16 protein-coding genes are annotated in these 16,032 nt (G+C 66.9%); 15 read left to right on the top strand and 1 reads right to left on the bottom strand.

From position 1 onward, the window contains the following. The first annotated feature begins 98 nt into the window (after window positions 1-98). The 12 genes from coxB (at window position 99) to V7S63_RS14465 (ending at window position 13,073) form a co-directional block, all read left to right on the top strand. Window positions 99-980, top strand: a complete 882-nt coding sequence (gene coxB, locus V7S63_RS14520; RefSeq protein WP_442896470.1) for a cytochrome c oxidase subunit II — start codon at window positions 99-101, stop codon at window positions 978-980. 57 nt (window positions 981-1,037) lie between these two features. Then, window positions 1,038-2,672: a cytochrome c oxidase subunit I gene (gene ctaD, locus V7S63_RS14515; RefSeq protein WP_100959143.1), complete on the top strand. Its 1,635-nt coding sequence runs from the start codon at window positions 1,038-1,040 to the stop codon at window positions 2,670-2,672. 135 nt (window positions 2,673-2,807) lie between these two features. Continuing rightward, a complete protein-coding gene (locus V7S63_RS14510; RefSeq protein WP_336530731.1) occupies window positions 2,808-3,764 on the top strand; it encodes a heme o synthase in 957 nt (318 codons plus the stop codon). After that, window positions 3,761-3,937 (top strand): hypothetical protein, encoded by a 177-nt coding sequence (locus tag V7S63_RS14505; protein ID WP_167561570.1) that lies wholly within the window; start codon window positions 3,761-3,763, stop codon window positions 3,935-3,937. The genes V7S63_RS14510 and V7S63_RS14505 overlap by 4 nt, the downstream gene beginning before the upstream one ends. Window positions 3,938-3,941: 4 nt before the next feature. Then, window positions 3,942-4,520 (top strand): cytochrome c oxidase assembly protein, encoded by a 579-nt coding sequence (locus tag V7S63_RS14500; RefSeq protein WP_091831828.1) that lies wholly within the window; start codon window positions 3,942-3,944, stop codon window positions 4,518-4,520. A gap of 49 nt (window positions 4,521-4,569) precedes the next feature. Then, the gene (locus V7S63_RS14495; protein WP_091831830.1) at window positions 4,570-5,427 is read left to right on the top strand and encodes a cytochrome c oxidase subunit 3; all 858 of its coding nucleotides are present in this window, start codon (window positions 4,570-4,572) and stop codon (window positions 5,425-5,427) included. A gap of 77 nt (window positions 5,428-5,504) precedes the next feature. Next, window positions 5,505-5,879, top strand: a complete 375-nt coding sequence (locus V7S63_RS14490; protein WP_100959145.1) for a DUF983 domain-containing protein — start codon at window positions 5,505-5,507, stop codon at window positions 5,877-5,879. Next, window positions 5,876-6,640, top strand: coding sequence for an SURF1 family protein (locus V7S63_RS14485; protein WP_336530730.1), 765 nt, complete (start codon window positions 5,876-5,878; stop codon window positions 6,638-6,640). The genes V7S63_RS14490 and V7S63_RS14485 overlap by 4 nt, the downstream gene beginning before the upstream one ends. Before the next feature lie 70 nt (window positions 6,641-6,710). Continuing rightward, window positions 6,711-8,126, top strand: a complete 1,416-nt coding sequence (gene thrC, locus V7S63_RS14480) for a threonine synthase (protein WP_336530729.1) — start codon at window positions 6,711-6,713, stop codon at window positions 8,124-8,126. Beyond that, complete coding sequence (locus tag V7S63_RS14475; RefSeq protein WP_336530728.1) at window positions 8,123-9,466, top strand: M16 family metallopeptidase; 1,344 nt, start codon at window positions 8,123-8,125, stop codon at window positions 9,464-9,466. Before thrC ends, V7S63_RS14475 begins: the two co-directional genes overlap by 4 nt. Before the next feature lie 5 nt (window positions 9,467-9,471). After that, the gene (locus V7S63_RS14470; protein ID WP_100959148.1) at window positions 9,472-10,083 is read left to right on the top strand and encodes a GNAT family N-acetyltransferase; all 612 of its coding nucleotides are present in this window, start codon (window positions 9,472-9,474) and stop codon (window positions 10,081-10,083) included. Window positions 10,084-10,220: 137 nt separating this feature from the next. Then, window positions 10,221-13,073, top strand: coding sequence for an EAL domain-containing protein (locus V7S63_RS14465; RefSeq protein ID WP_091831843.1), 2,853 nt, complete (start codon window positions 10,221-10,223; stop codon window positions 13,071-13,073). Between the two features lie 119 nt (window positions 13,074-13,192). On the opposite strand, the gene V7S63_RS14460 is transcribed toward V7S63_RS14465, so the two are convergent. Continuing rightward, a complete protein-coding gene (locus tag V7S63_RS14460) occupies window positions 13,193-13,804 on the bottom strand; it encodes a YqgE/AlgH family protein (RefSeq protein WP_091831845.1) in 612 nt (203 codons plus the stop codon). A 218-nt stretch (window positions 13,805-14,022) separates the two neighbouring features. Between V7S63_RS14460 and V7S63_RS14455 the strand changes: the two genes are divergently transcribed. From V7S63_RS14455 to V7S63_RS14445, 3 genes are all read left to right on the top strand, one after another. After that, a complete protein-coding gene (locus V7S63_RS14455) occupies window positions 14,023-14,862 on the top strand; it encodes a protein-disulfide reductase DsbD domain-containing protein (RefSeq protein ID WP_100959149.1) in 840 nt (279 codons plus the stop codon). Window positions 14,863-14,906: 44 nt separating this feature from the next. Continuing rightward, complete coding sequence (locus V7S63_RS14450) at window positions 14,907-15,392, top strand: peroxiredoxin (protein WP_091831849.1); 486 nt, start codon at window positions 14,907-14,909, stop codon at window positions 15,390-15,392. 155 nt (window positions 15,393-15,547) lie between these two features. Then, on the top strand, window positions 15,548-15,997 hold the full coding sequence (locus V7S63_RS14445; RefSeq protein WP_336530727.1) for a GNAT family N-acetyltransferase: 450 nt from the start codon (window positions 15,548-15,550) through the stop codon (window positions 15,995-15,997). Window positions 15,998-16,032 lie beyond the last annotated feature (35 nt).

Below are 16,032 nucleotides of genomic sequence, written 5' to 3'. Positions count from 1 at the left end.
CGAAGAACCGGGCCGGTCAGACGTGGCCGCCCCGGCGCGCGCCTGTCTTAAGCTGACGAAGGCGGATCGCGCGGCATCAAAGGAGCTATGTCGGACCGATGCGATTTGTGACCACTCCTCTCAGGAACGCGCTGGCGGCCCTTGCTGCTGCCCTGGTAGCGTTTTCGCCGGCCGTCGCATCGGCCCAGAACGGCATGCCGCAGCCTTGGGAGATCAATCTCCAGCCGGCCAATTCCGAGGTGATGACGTTCATCCACTGGTTCCATGACTGGGTGAACGTCCTCATCTTAATCATCACGCTCTTCGTGCTTGGGTTGCTGATCTACGTCGCCTGGCGCTTCAACGAAAAGCGCAACCCGGTCGCCTCGAAGACGACGCACCATGCTCTGCTCGAGGTCGCCTGGACGATCGTCCCGGTCCTGATCCTGGTCGTGATCGCCATTCCTTCGTTCCGCCTGCTCAAGCTGCAGCTGGAGATTCCGCAGGCCGACATGACCGTGAAGGTCACCGGCAAGCAGTGGTACTGGTCCTATGAGTACCCGCAGGACGGCGGCAGCTTCGGCTTCGATTCGCTGATGCTCGACGAGAAGCAGCGCGCCGAGGCAATCTCGTCGAAGAAGATCGCCGAGGCCGAGGCGCCCCGCCTGCTCGCCGTCGACAACGAAGCGGTGGTGCCGGTCGGCAAGATCGTGCGCGTGCAGGTCACCGGCGCCGACGTCATCCACAAGTTCGCGCTGCCTGCCTTCGGCGTGAAGATCGACGCCATCCCCGGCCGCCTGAACGAAACCTGGTTCAAGGCCGATCGCGAAGGCATCTTCTACGGCCAGTGCTCGTTCATCTGCGGCCAGAACCACGCCTTCATGCCGATCGCCATCCGCGTCGTCAGCCAGGAGCGCTACACGGCCTGGCTCGCGGAAGCGAAGCAGAAGTTCGCCAATGCGGCCGACGCCACCAGCAAGGTCGCCGAAGCGACCCGCTGAACCCGACATTCTTGAACGAACTCACGCGAAGCGCATTCGCAGGAGGAGACGAAATTCATGGCTACCGCGGCTCCCCACGCCCACGGGCACGACGACGCCCACGCCCACGAGCACCACACCCCGACGGGCTGGCGCCGCTGGCTGCTCTCGACCAACCATAAAGACATCGGCACGCTCTACCTGATCTTCTCGATCATCGCGGGCCTGATCGGCGGCTTCCTGTCGATCATGATGCGCATCGAGCTGCAGCAGCCGGGCCTGCAGATCTTCGCCAACGGCCAGAGCTACAACGTCTTCGTGACCGGCCACGGTCTGATCATGATCTTCTTCATGGTCATGCCCGCCGTGATCGGCGGCTTCGGCAACTGGTTCGTGCCGCTGATGATCGGCGCGCCGGACATGGCCTTCCCGCGCATGAACAACATCTCGTTCTGGCTGACCGTCGCGGGCCTGATCCTGCTGCTGATCTCGATGTTCGTCGAGGGCGCCCCCGGCGCCAAGGGCGTCGGCACGGGCTGGACGATCTATCCGCCGTTCTCGTCGGCAGGCCACCCCGGCCCGTCGGTCGATTTCGGCATCCTATCGCTCCACGTCGCCGGTGCGGCGTCGATCCTGGGCGCGATCAACTTCATCACCACCATCCTGAACATGCGCGCGCCTGGCATGACCATGCACAAGATGCCGCTGTTCGCTTGGGGCGTCCTGGTCACCGCCTTCCTGCTGCTGCTGGCGCTCCCGGTCCTTGCCGGCGCGATCACCATGCTGCTGACCGACCGCAATTTCGGCACGACCTTCTACGATCCGGCCGGCGGCGGCGATCCGGTGCTCTACCAGCACCTGTTCTGGTTCTTCGGCCACCCCGAAGTGTACATCATGATCCTGCCGGCCTTCGGCATCGTCAGCCACATCATCTCGACCTTCTCGAAGAAGCCGATCTTCGGCTATCTCGGCATGGCCTACGCCATGGTCGCGATCGGCGTTGTCGGGTTCATCGTCTGGGCCCACCACATGTACACGGTCGGCCTGTCGCTCAACACGCAGCGCTACTTCGTCTTCGCGACGATGGTGATCGCGGTGCCGACGGGCGTGAAGATCTTCTCCTGGATCGCGACGATGTGGGGCGGCTCGCTCCGCTTCACCGCGCCGATGGTCTGGGCGATCGGCTTCATCTTCCTGTTCACCGTCGGCGGCGTCACCGGCGTGGTGCTGGCCAATGCCGGCCTCGACCGCTCGCTGCACGCGACCTACTACGTGGTGGCGCACTTCCACTACGTGCTGTCGCTCGGCGCGGTGTTCGGCATCTTCGCGGGCTTCTACTACTGGTTCCCGAAGATGAGCGGCTACATCATCCCGGACTGGATCGGCCGCCTGCACTTCTGGGTCGCCTTCATCGGCGCGAACCTGCTGTTCTTCCCGCAGCACTTCCTCGGGCTCTCGGGCATGCCGCGGCACTATGTCGACTATCCCGACGCCTTCGCCGGCTGGCACTTCTGGTCGTCGATCGGCTCCTACATCTTCGCGGCCGGCCTGCTGGTCTGGCTCTACGGCATCGTCGTCGCCTTCACCAAGAAGGAGCTGGCCGGCAACAATCCGTGGGGCGAAGGCGCCACCACGCTGGAGTGGACCCTGTCCTCGCCGCCGCCGTTCCACCAGTTCGAGACGCTGCCGCGCATCACCGGCTCGGACCACTGAACACACCGGCGGCGGGCCAAAAGCCCGCCGCCGCCCCTCCCCCGAGCGCCTGATCCAGGGCGTTCCGGAGACGGGCGGATCCCGCAAGCGACACCCGATTGAGGTGTCTTCGAACGTTGAAGTGAACGAGTTTCGATGTCTGCTGCCTTCGATCAGATCACCCAGGCTGACGACGGCGTCTCGCTGAGTTCCCCCGGCGAGGCGCAGGACTTCTTCGCGCTGCTCAAGCCGCGGGTGATGTTCCTCGTGATCGTGACGGCGCTCGGCGGCATGGTCGCGGCGCCGGGCACAGTCAATCCGATCATCGGCCTTGCCGCGCTGCTGGCGATCTCGGTCGGCGCCGGCGCCTCGGGCTGCCTCAACATGTGGTGGGACGCCGATATCGACGCGGTGATGGCGCGTACCGCCAACCGGCCGATCCCCGCCGGCCGCATCCTGCCGTCCGAGGCGCTTGCCTTCGGGCTGACGCTCTCGATCGGCTCCGTGCTGGTGCTCGGCCTCGTCGCCAACCTGCTTTCGGCAGCGATGCTGGCCTTCACGATCTTCTTCTACGCCGTCGTCTATTCGATGTGGCTGAAGCGGGCGACGCCGCAGAACATCGTCATCGGCGGCGCCGCCGGCGCCTTCCCGCCGATGATCGGCGAGGCCGTCGTCACCGGCGATTTCGGCCTGACCTCGATCGTCCTGTTCGCCATCATCTTCCTGTGGACGCCGCCGCATTTCTGGGCTCTGGCGCTGGTCAAGTCTGGCGACTACGCCCGCGCCGGCATCCCGATGCTGCCGAACGTCGCCGGCCCGGCCGCGACGCGCCGCCAGATCGTCGCCTATACGCTGGTTCTGGCCCCGGTCGCTGTGCTGCCGGCGCTGATGGGCTTCGGCGGGTTGATCTACCTGATCGTCTCGGTCGTCACCGGCCTTGCCATGATCGGCCTGTCGCTGCGCGTGCTGCACGTCACCGAGGGCGAGCCGGCCAACAAGGCGGCCTATGCCCTGTTCGGCTTCTCGATCCTCTATCTCTTCCTGCTCTTCGCCGTACTGCTGGCCGAGAACGGCCTCGGCCTGATGTGGGCCCTGCCCAAGGTGCTGGGATGAGCCAGGGCCCGCAGGACAGGAAGCAGCCGCCGGCCGCGTTCTCGCCGGAGGACATGGCCAGGCGCAATCGCCGCTCGATTGCGCTCGCGCTCGTGCTCGGCGGCCTCGTGGTCTTCTTCTTCATCGTGACGCTGGCCAAGACCGGGCCGGCGATCCTCAACCGGCCGCTGTGACGCGATGAGCACCGCCTCCCGCAACCGCCGCACCGTCCTGGCCTGCAGCGCCGCCGTCATCGCCATGACCGGGCTCTCCTTCGCCGCGGTGCCGCTCTACAACCTGTTCTGCAAGGTCACGGGCTTCGCCGGTACGCCGATGGTCGGCACCGCCGCCACCGGCAAGACCAGCGAGCGGATCGTCTCGGTCGCCTTCGACGCCAATGTCGCGCCCGCGCTGGGCTGGCGCTTCGAGGCGGAGAAGACCGAGATCAGGGCACAGGTCGGCGTGACGCAGACGGTGTTCTACAAGATCACCAACACGTCCTCGCGGCCGATGACCGGAATCGCGACCTATAATGTCCAGCCGAACCAGTCGGGCGCCTATTTCGTCAAGATCCAGTGCTTCTGCTTCACCGAGACGACGCTGCAGCCCGGAGAGACCCTGGAAGCGCCGGTGGTGTTCTACATCGATCCCGAGATCGAGTTGAACCGCGAACTCGCCAGCCTGAAATCGATCACCCTGTCTTACACCTACTTCCCGTCGAAGAACGGGCAGCCGGTGGCGGAAACCAAGGGTGACGGCAACCAATCGAAACTATAAAGCTGCGCGACAAGCGCTGCACTTCTACGGACGCGGAGACTTAAGCACGATGGCCGGGGCTCATACCAAGAACCACGACTACCACCTCGTCGATCCGAGCCCGTGGCCGATCGTCGGCGCCGCCAGCGCGACCATCATGGCGATCGGCGCGGTGATGTGGATGAAGGCGCTGCCGCTGCTCGGCATGAACATCGGCCCGCTCGTGTTCGGCGTCGGCCTGCTCGGCGTGCTCTACACCATGCTCGCCTGGTGGATGGACGTAACCCGCGAGGCCGAGCGCGAGGGGCATCACACCCGCGTGGTGCAGTTGCACCATCGCTACGGCATGATGATGTTCATCGCCTCCGAGGTGATGTTCTTCGTCGCCTGGTTCTGGGCCTATTTCGACGCGAGCCTGTTCACCGGCGAGCACATCCAGTTCGCCCGCGCCGAGTTCACCGGCGGGCACTGGCCGCCGAAGGGCATCGAGACCTTCGACCCCTGGCATCTGCCGCTGCTCAACACGCTGATCCTGCTGACCTCCGGCACGACCGTGACCTGGGCGCACTACGCCCTGATCCAGGGCGATCGCAAGAGCCTGAAGCAGGCCCTGTGGCTGACCGTGATCCTCGGCATCCTGTTCACCCTGTGCCAAGCCTACGAGTACTCGCACGCCGCCTTCGCCTTCAAAGGCAACATCTACGGCGCGACCTTCTTCATGGCGACCGGCTTCCACGGTTTCCACGTCATCATCGGCACGATCTTCCTGGCGATCTGCCTGTGGCGCGTCTATCTCGGCCACTTCAAGCCGGACCAGCATCTCGGCTTCGAGTTCGCCGCCTGGTACTGGCACTTCGTCGACGTGGTCTGGCTGTTCCTGTTCGCCTCGATCTATGTCTGGGGCGCCGGGGCGCCTGCGGCACACTAGCACTCGGGCCGGAAGCGGCCGCGAACCTTCAAAAAGGGGCGGCCGCGAGGCCGCCCTTTCCATTTGAGGAGACCGCCATGGCGCAGCCCCAGATCACTCCGCCCTCGCCCTATGCGACGGGCCTGACCGGTCGCTGCCCGCGCTGCGGCGAGGGCAAGCTATTCGACGGCTACCTCAAGCTGAAGCCGCGCTGCGCCGCCTGTGGGCTGGACTTCGCCTTCGCCGATTCGGCCGACGGGCCGGCGGTGTTCATCATGCTGATCGCGGGCTTCTTCGTGCTCGGCCTCGCGCTCTATGTCGAGATCGCCTACACCCCGCCGATCTGGCTGCATCTCCTGCTCTGGCTGCCGCTGGCGCTCATCACCTGCCTGGGACTGCTCAGGCCGATGAAGGGGCTCGCAGTCGCCCTGCAATATGCCCACAAGGCCGAGGAAGGCAGGTTGAAGAAGTGAGCGGGTCCGCGTCTTCCACGCCCCGGCCGAAGCTGCTGCTGCCGGCGCTCCTGACCGTCGTCGGCGTCGGCGTGCTCTTCTATCTCGGTGCCTGGCAATGGCAGCGTATGGACGAGAAGCGCGCCTTCATCACCCGTCTGGAGACGCAAGCCGCAGGTTCCGCTGCCCCGCTGCCGCCGGCGAGCGACTGGCCGCGGCTCGACCTCGCAGCCGTCGATCTCACAAGGGCTGTCGCCAAGGGCAGCTATCTCGACGGCATTGCCGGCGTGCGCACGACGATCGCCGCCGGTCCGCCCGGCTCACGCCAGCTCTCCGGCTTCGGCCGCTGGGTCTTCCAGGGTTTTCGGCTGGAAGACGGCGCGACCATCCTGATCAATCGCGGCTTCGTGCCGGAGGCGCGTTTTAGCGCCATCACGCCGGCGAGCGGCCAGGCGACCGTCACCGGCTTTCTGCGCATCCCGGAGGCTCGCAACAGCTTTACCCCCGCCGATCTCCCACAGCAGCGCGAGTTCTACACGCGAGACCCCGCAGCGATTGCCGCATCTCTCGGCCTGCCCGCAGCGGCGCCGTTCTATCTGGAGGCCGAACGCCAGGGCGACGGGCTGACCCCGCCGGCCGGGGTCGATGCCAGGGAGCTGATCGCCCGCATCCCGGACAACCATCTGCAGTATGCGCTGACCTGGTGGGGGCTGGCGCTGACGCTGATCGGGGTGTTCGGCGCTTATGCCTGGCAGGCGCGGAGGCCGACGCAGAGCGGCTAATCAGCCTTTGCTTTTGCCCTCCCCCGCCAACGGGCCTATAGGATCAGCACGCCATCCGAGATCAAGAACCGTGCTGCATATTTCGACCCGCGGCGAAGCGCCGTCTCTCTCGTTCGCCGACGCGCTGCTCGCCGGACTTGCCCGTGACGGCGGCCTCTATCTGCCGCAAGCCCTGCCGCGTTTCAGCGCGCAGGAGATCGCCGGCTTCGCCGGCAAACCCTACGCCGAAGTCGCGGAGCGCGTCCTCGGCGCGCTCGCCGATGGCGACATCGCCGCCGATGCGCTGAAGGCCATGATCAGCGAGGCCTATGGCACGTTCCGCCATCCGGCTGTCTGCCCGCTGGTCCAGCTCGGGGACAACCTGTTTTCGCTCGAGCTCTTCCATGGCCCGACGCTCGCCTTCAAGGATGTGGCGATGCAGTTGCTCGGGCGGCTGATGGATCATGTGCTGGCCCAGCGCGGCGAACGCGCCACCATCGTCGGAGCGACCTCGGGTGATACCGGCGGCGCCGCGATCGATGCCTTCAAGGGGCTGGAACGCGTCGACGTCTTCATCCTCTATCCCGAAGGCCGCGTCTCCGACGTGCAGCGCCGGCAGATGACCACGGTCGAGGCGGACAATGTCCACGCCATCGCGGTCGAGGGCACCTTCGACGACTGCCAGAATCTGGTGAAGGCGCTGTTCAACCACCACGCCTTCCGTGACGAGATCCGGCTCTCCGGCGTCAACTCGATCAACTGGGCAAGGATCGCGGCGCAGGTCGTCTACTACTTCACCGCGGCGGTTGCGCTCGGCGCGCCGCACCGGCCCATCTCGTTCGCGGTGCCGACCGGCAATTTCGGCGACATCCTCGCCGGCTGGATCGCCAAGCAGATAGGGCTGCCGATCGGCCGGCTGATGGTCGGCACCAACAGCAACGACATCCTGGCGCGCACGCTCGAAACCGGCGTTTACGAGATGCGCGGCGTCGCGGCGACGACCTCACCCTCGATGGACATCCAGATCTCCTCGAATTTCGAGCGGCTGCTGTTCGAGGCGCATGGCCGAGACGGTGTCGCCGTGCGCAGGCTGATGCAGTCGCTGGCGCAGTCCGGACGCTTCGAGATCGCTCCTGAGCCACTCGCCCGTATCCGCGCCGATTTCGATGCGGTCTCGCAGGACGAGGCCGCGATCGCGGCCGAGATAGGCACTACCTGGCGCGAAGCCGGCTATCTGCTCGACCCGCACAGCGCGATCGGCGTCGCTGCCGCCCGCAAGCTGCTTGCGGCCGATCCGGCCACGCCGGTGGTGGCGCTCGGCACCGCCCACCCGGCCAAGTTCCCGGCCGCCGTCGCGGCGGCGAGCGGCGTGACGCCCGCTCTCCCTGAGCATCTCGCCGACCTGATGGAGCGCAAGGAGCGCTTCAGCCTGCTGCCGAACGACCAAAGCAAGCTCGAGCGCTTCATCGCCGAGCGGGCACGGGCCGTCAGGAGTGCCGCAGCATGACGGTAGCCAAGACGCTCAAGGCCAAGATCGAGAAGCCCGTGAAACCAGGCGAAGCCGGCCACGACCCGGCCGTCAGCCTGACGACGCTGCCGTCGGGCCTGCGCATCGTCTCCGAGCACATGGCCCATGCCTCGACCGTGTCGCTCGGCATCTGGATCGGGGCCGGCGCACGGGACGAGCTGCCGCATGAGCACGGCCTCGCCCATCTGCTCGAGCACATGGCCTTCAAGGGCACGGCCCGGCGCACCGCCTTGCAGATCGCCGAGGAGATCGAGAGCGTCGGCGGCGACCTCAACGCCGCGACCTCGGTGGAATATACCTGCTACACCGCCCGCGTGCTCGGCCAGGATCTGCCGTTGGCGGTCGACATCCTCGCGGACATTCTGACCCAACCCTCGCTCACCGAGGAGGAGCTGGCGCGCGAGAAGGGCGTGATCCTGCAGGAAATCGGCGCCGTCCAGGATACGCCGGACGACCTCGTGTATGACCGCTTCCTGCAGGCCGCCTTCCCGGAGCAGCCGCTCGGCCGGCCGATCCTCGGCACGGCGGAGACCGTGAAGAGCTTCACGCCTGAGGCGATCCGCGCCTATCTCGACCGACACTACCATGCCGGCAACATGGTGCTGGCCGCAGCCGGTGCGGTCGACCATGACGAGTTGGTCGCGCTGGCGGAACAGGCGCTCGCAGCGCTGCCGGCACGGCCCGCAAACGCTCCCGCGGCGCGCACGCCGGCGGCCTATCATGGTGGCGAAGCCCGCATCGATGGCGACGAGGAACAGGTACACATCGTGCTGGGTTTCCCCGGCAAGCCGTTCACCAACGGCGTCCACTATCCGCTGCAGATCTTCTCGGCCGTGCTCGGTGGCGGCCTGTCATCGCGCCTGTTCCAGGAGGTGCGCGAGCGCCGCGGCCTCGCCTATGCGGTCGACGCCTTCCACTGGCCCTTCTCCGATTGCGGCGTCTTCGGCATCAGCGCCGGCACCGCGCCGGAGGATGTCGGCGAGCTGGTCGAGGTCGCGCTCGACTGCCTGAGCCAGGCTGCGCGCGACGTCAGCGAAGCCGAGGTCGCCCGGGCCCGGGCGCAGATGAAGGTCGGCCTGCTGGCCTCGCTCGAAAGCCCTGGCGGCAAGCTCGAGCAGATGGCGCGGCAGGTGCTGGTCTTCGGCCGGGCGATCCCGCGCGAGGAGCTGGCGCGCCGGCTCGACGCGGTCAGCCTCGCCGATGTGCGGGCGGCCGGTCAGGGCCTGCTCGACGGCGTGGTCACGGTCGCGGCCGTCGGCCCGCTCGACGGTCTTGCCCCCGTGACGGCCTTGCGCGCGCTGCTGGCGCGAGCCGCCTGACTCCAATGGCTCTCTTCCGCTTCGCCACCGACCCGCCGGCGCGGCCGCTGATCAGGACGCAGAACCTGATCCTGCGTGCCCCGCTCGCCGGCGACTATTCTGCCTGGGCGAATCTGCGGATGGAGAGCCGCGACTTCCTCACCCCCTGGGAGCCGGTCTGGACCGAAGACGACCTGTCCCGCGCCTCGTTCCGCCTGCGGGTGAAGCGCGCGGCCCGCGAGATCGCGACCGACGAAGCCTATTCCCTGTTCGTCCTCGACGCCCGCTCGGAGGCGCTGCTCGGCGGGTTGACGCTGGGTCTCGTCAGGCGCGGTGTCGCCCAGGCCTGCACGCTCGGCTACTGGATGGGCCAGCGCCATGCCGGCAAAGGCCACATGACCGAAGCAGTGCGCGGCGCACTCGACTTCGCCTTTTCCGAACTCGCTTTGCACCGCGTCGAAGCCGCCTGCCTGCCGCATAACGAGCCCTCGCGCCGGTTGCTGGAGCGCGTCGGCTTCACCCGTGAGGGCGAGGCGCGCGGCTACCTGCGCATCAACGGCGCCTGGGCCGACCACCTGCTCTACGGCATGCTTGCCGCGGAGCTGCGCCGCCCTGCCGAAACCGATCGCAAGCTGTGAACAGGCCGGCACTGCCTTGCCCTCGCCACGTCGCGCCGATACCACTGACCGTCACGCCTGAAGACTGTCCCGCAGAGCCCATCTTGTCAGCGACACCACGTTTCCTCCGGTCCGGCATTGCCGTCCTCGGCCTCCTGATGCTGGCACTGCTTTCGCTGCTGCGACCGGCACTGGCGGTCGAGGCCCAGCGTGTGCCGCTCGACGTGCCCGTGCTCGACCTCACCGACGTCGTCGAGCGCAACAAGGCCGATGGCGACGTCATCCAGATCTCGACCGCGCCGGGTGCCGACGGCATCGTCCGGCGCATCGCCGTGCGGGCGCGCGAATCCGGAGCGCGGCCGGACTGGATCGTGTTCGCGCTGACCAATGATTCCGACGAGCAGATCGACCGGCTGCTGGTGGCGCCGTTTCATCGCCTGATCGGCTCGGGCGTGGTCTGGCCCGATCTCGGCGACCGCCGCATCGAGGCGATCACCGCGAGCCAGGGCCTGCGGCCCGAGCGCGAGGAAGCGCCCGACGCCGACATCTTCCAGATCACGCTCGACCCCGGCACCACCGTGACCTTCGTCGCCGAGCTGAAATCGCCGAACCTGCCCCAGCTCTATCTGTTCGAGCCGGAGGCGTATCGCCAGAAAACCAACGGGCTGACGCTCTACAAGGGCATCATCATCGGCATCGCCGGCCTGCTCGCGCTCTTCCTGACCATCATCTTCGTAGTCAAGGGTGCGGTGATCTTCCCCGCCGCAGCGGCGCTGGCCTGGGCGGTGCTGGCCTATGCAGGGCTCGATTTCGGCTTCTTCCAGCGCATCTTCCCGCTGACACCGGCGATCGAGCGAATCTACCGCGCCGGTGCCGAGGTGGTCCTGGCGGCGACGCTGGTCGTCTTCCTCTTCGCCTATCTCAACCTGTCGCGCTGGCATGTGCGCTACAGCCATATCACCATCGTCTGGATCCTCGGCCTCGCCGGGCTGGTCGGACTTGCGGTGTTCGATGCGCCGATGGCGGCCGGTATCGCCCGCATCTCGATCGCGGCGGTGGCGACGATCGGCTTCGTGCTGATCCTGCACCTCGCCACCCATGGCTATGAGCGGGCGGTGATGCTGATCCCGACCTGGTTCCTGCTGCTGGTCTGGGTGACCGCGGCCAGCTTCACCGTGATCGGACAGGTCACGCGCGACCTCGTGCCGCCCGCCCTGATCGGCGGCCTCGTACTGATCGTGCTGCTGATCGGCTTCACCGTGGTGCAGCATGCCTTCGCAGGCGGCGCGCTGGCGCAGGGGCTGGTCTCCGACACCGAGCGACGCGCGCTCGCGCTCTCCGGCTCGGGCGACCTCGTCTTCGACTGGGATGTTTCTGCCGACAAGATCTTCGTCTCGCCGCAGGCCGAGATCCTGCTCGGTCTGTCCAAGGGCGCGCTCGAAGGCTCGGCCGCGCGCTGGCTCGAGCACATGCATGTCGCCGACCGCGACCGCTACCGCGTCTCGCTCGACGCTGTGATCGAGCAGCGCCGCGGCAAACTGCAGCTCGATTTCCGCCTGCGCGCCGCCAATGGCGCCTATCACTGGTTCAGCCTGAAGGCCCGGCCGGTGATCGGCTCGGATGGCGAGGTCATCCGCGTCATCGGCACGCTCGCCGACGTCACCGAGCAGCGCACCGCCCAGGAACGCATGCTGCACGATGCCGTGCACGACAACCTGACCGGCCTGCCCAATCGCGAGCTGTTCCAGGACCGGCTCACCGCCGTGTTCGGCTTCAGCCGCGCCGACGACGCCATCCGCCCGACGGTGATCGTCATCGACATCGACCGCTTCAAGCAGGTCAACGAATCCGTCGGCTTCTCGGCCGGCGATTCGATCCTGCTGACGCTGGCGCGCCGCCTCGGCCGGCTGCTGCGGACGCAGGATACGCTCGCACGCATCGGCGGCGACATCTTCGCGATGATCATCGTCTCGGAGAGCGATCCCGAGCGTATCCTCGCCCTGGCCGAGCTGATCCGCCGCGCCGTCTCGACGCCGATCACCTTCGCCGAGCGCGAGATCGTATTGACGCCCTCGATCGGCCTTACCCTCTTCGACGGCACACCGACCGCACGCAAGGACGACGCGCTGAAGAATGCCGAGCTCGCCATGGCGCATGCCAAGAACCAGGGCGGCAACCTCGTCGAGGTCTTCGTTCCGGCGATGCGCAGCGACCGCAACGACCGGCTCGCGCTCGAAAGCGACTTGCGCCGGGCGATCGAGCGCGGCGAGATCCAGGTGATGTACCAGCCGATCGTCAGGCTGGAGGACCGGACCATCGCCGGCTTCGAGGCGCTGATGCGCTGGGACCATCCGCGCGAGGGCCGCCTCTTGCCGCAGGACTTCCTGGCGATCGCCGAGGAGAGCGGGCTGATCGTCGATCTCGGCGTCTATGTGATGGACCGCACCGCGCGCGAGCTCGCCGCCTGGCAGGCCGCGCTCGAGGTTGAGCCGCCGATCTTCGCCAGCGTGAATGTCTCAAGCCGGCAATTGCTGCGCCACGATCTGCTGAAGGACGTCAAGGCCGTGCTGGCGCGCAGGCGGGTGCTGCCCGGCACGCTGAAGCTCGAGATCACCGAGAGCCTGGTGATGGAAAACCCGGAATATGCCGCGCAGATGCTCAGCCGCATCCGCGATCTCGGCGCCGGCCTGTCGCTCGACGATTTCGGAACGGGGTATTCCTCGCTGTCCTATCTGCAGCGCTTCCCCTTCGATACCATCAAGATCGACCAGAGCTTCGTGCGCCAGATGGGGAACGGCAAGCCGCCGGTGATCCTGCGCTCGATCGTGCAGCTCGCCGCCGATCTGCAGATGGACGTGGTCGCCGAGGGCGCCGAGACCGAATCGGACGCGATCGAGCTCTACCAGCTCGGCTGCCAGTACGCGCAGGGCTATACCTTCGGCCAGCCGATGACGGCGGCGGAGGCGCGGCGATTGGTGGGGGCGTCGAGCTCGTCCTTCGAGGCGGCGTGAGCTGCGACGTCATTCTCGGGCGAAGCGAAGCGCAGAGCCGAGAATCTCGTGACGAGAAAGCGGTGGTTTGAGCCTCGTCCGGCCTGAGATGCTCGGGTCACGCCCGAGCATGACGCATGTTACGCGTGCCCGGCATCCTTGGACAGGAAAGCCGGGTCGATGCCGAGCTTGCCGAGCGCGCGGGCATATTTGGTGTCGAGCGCGTCATCGAAGAGCAGCGCCTGGTCGGCGGCGCAATGCAGCCAGCCGTTGGACTGGATCTCGGATTCGAGCTGCCCCGCCCCCCAGCCGGCATAGCCGAGGGCCAGCACCGCATTCTCCGGCCCGGTCCCGACGGCGATGGCGCGCAAGATGTCGAGCGTCGCGGTCAGGCAAATGCCGTCGTCGATCGGCAGCGTCGCCGATTCGAGGAAGAAATCGGCGCTATGCAGGACGAAGCCGCGCTTGGTCTCGACCGGCCCGCCGCGCAGCACCTTCATCCTCTCAGCCTGGCTCGGCAGGAGGATCGCCTGGTCAGGCGGAATCACGTCGAGCTGGACGAGCAGTTCCGGAAAGCGGGTGTCGGCGGCCGGCTTGTTGACGATGATGCCCATCGCACCGTCCTCGGAATGGGCGCAGAGATAGACGACGCTGCGGGCGAAGCGCTGGTCGCTCATGCCCGGCATGGCGATCAGGCACTGCCCGTCGAGATAGCTGCGGCCGCTGATGCGCTGGTTCGATCCGATATTCATTGCGCCATGCTAAGACATGTTCGGCTGGTGTGGGAACATTTTTGGCGCGCAGGCAAGCGGAGGATATTCAGGCTGATCCGGACGGCTCTGCGGGATGCCGGTCCGCCCCGCCGCAATGCTGGCGCAAAGCTGGCCATGCTTGGCTGCACTATCGATCCCGGATCACAGCGCCGGTATCGGCCTCGCAAAACGCGTCCGGATCGCCTAAATCAGACCACGTGAAAACGGTCACGACCCTCTCCTTCCTCGCCGCGCTGACGCTCGGCGCTCCGGCTTCCGCCCAGGACGCCGCGGTTTCGCCGTGGTCGAAGGCCGCATACTCGTCGATGCGCCTGATCGCGGGCGCGACTGCGCCTTCGGGCAAGCAGCGCGTCGGCGTCGAGATCACGATGTCGCCAGGTTTCAAGACCTATTGGCGCAGCCCCGGCGATGCCGGCGTACCGCCGGTCTTCGACTGGAGCGGCTCGGAGAATGTCGGCGGGCTCGACGTGCGCTGGCCGACCCCGGAGCGCTTCGACGACGGCGCCGGCTCCGGCATCGGCTATGTTGGCGATGTGGTTGTGCCGGTCTCGGTCCAGCCGATCGATCCGACGCGGCCGGTCACCGTGGTGCTGAAGCTCGACTACGCGGTCTGCGACAAGATCTGCGTTCCCGCCAAGGGCGAGGCACGGCTCTGGCTCGAACCCGGCGTCACCTCGGTGACCTCGCCGCGGCTGGAGCAGTTCGAGGCGCGGATTCCGCACGCGGTCAAGCTGGGCGCGGCCGATGACCGCCTGTCGATCCTGGAAGTCACGCATAGCGACGCCGCGGTGAAGCTGGTGCTTAAGGCGCCAGAGGGCGGCTCGGTCGACGATGTCTTCGTCGAAGGCGCCGGGATGTGGTCCTTTGGCCGGGCGATGCTGATGCCGCAGCCCGACGGGACGGTGGCGGCAAAACTCAGAATCGTCGAGCGACCCAAGGGCGCGACCGGCCCCACCCCCCTGATCATCACCGTGCGCGGAAAGCCCCAATCGGTCGAGACGCGGCTCGAACTCGACATCGGCAACGCGAAGCCGTAACCCTGCGCGCGGGCGGCACGCTGCCGCATGCAGGAGATACGGACATGGCGATCAAGGTCGGTGACAAGCTTCCGCAGGCGACGTTTCGCGTGATGACGGCCGACGGGCCGGCGGCCAAGACCACGGACGATCTGTTCAAGGGCCGCAAGGTCGTGCTCTTCGCGGTGCCGGGCGCCTTCACGCCGACCTGCCACAAGAACCATCTGCCCGGCTATGTGAACAAGGCGGCCGAGATCAAGGCCAAGGGCGTCGAGGAGATCTTCGTCACCGGCGTCAACGACGTCTTCGTGATGGACGCCTGGTCGAAGGCGACCGGCGGCGCCGGCGTGATCACCTTCCTCTCCGACGGCAATGCCGACTTCGCCAAGGAGATCGGCCTGTCGATGGACGGCTCGGGCTTCGGCCTCGGCACCCGCTCGCAGCGCTATTCGATGGTCGTCGAGGACGGCGTCGTGACCGCGCTCAACGTCGAGGACGCACCGGGCAAGGCCGATGTCTCCGGCGCCGAAGCGATGCTGAACCAGCTCTGAGGCTCAGCGTCGGCCCCGTTGCTTTGCGCCCGCGCCGTATCGGCGCGGGCTTTCGCTTTTCAGCACCAAATCCGATCGATCCGATCTGCGCTTGTCATGAGACAGCGCCCAAAGCCGCCGCTAGCCTCCCGGCACGATCGAGGAGACGCCACGCCATGTCAGAGATCAGCATCCGCCCACTCACGGCCGATGACCGCGCCGCCTGGGAGCCGCTCTGGCAGGGCTATCTCACCTTCTACAAGGCCTCGCTGACGCAGGAGACGACCGATACCACCTTCGCCCGCCTGACGGGCGGGCAGGAGCCCATGGGCGGCTTCATCGCCGAACGCGACGGCAAGGCGCTGGGCATCGTCAACTACGTGCTCCACCGCACGACCTGGAGCCAGAAGGAGATCTGCTATCTGCAGGATCTCTTCACCAGCGAGGAGGCGCGCGGGCACGGCGTCGGCCGCAAGCTGATCGAGGCCGTCCGGCAGATGGCGGAGACGAAGGGCCTGTTCCGGGTCTACTGGCAGACGCATGAGAGCAATCTGCAAGCGCAGGAGCTCTACGACAAGGTAGCACAGAAATCCGGCTTCATCGTCTACCGCCAGCCGCTGGGCTGAGCTGGCGCGCCCACATTCCTGCTGCCAAGATTGCA

The organism is Allobosea sp. CCNWLY174 (genome assembly GCF_037120455.1).
Taxonomy (GTDB): Bacteria; Pseudomonadota; Alphaproteobacteria; order Rhizobiales; family Beijerinckiaceae; genus Allobosea; species Allobosea lupini.
The sequence above is the reverse complement of the archived record's forward strand: the minus strand, read 5'-3'. Positions and strand labels throughout refer to the sequence as shown.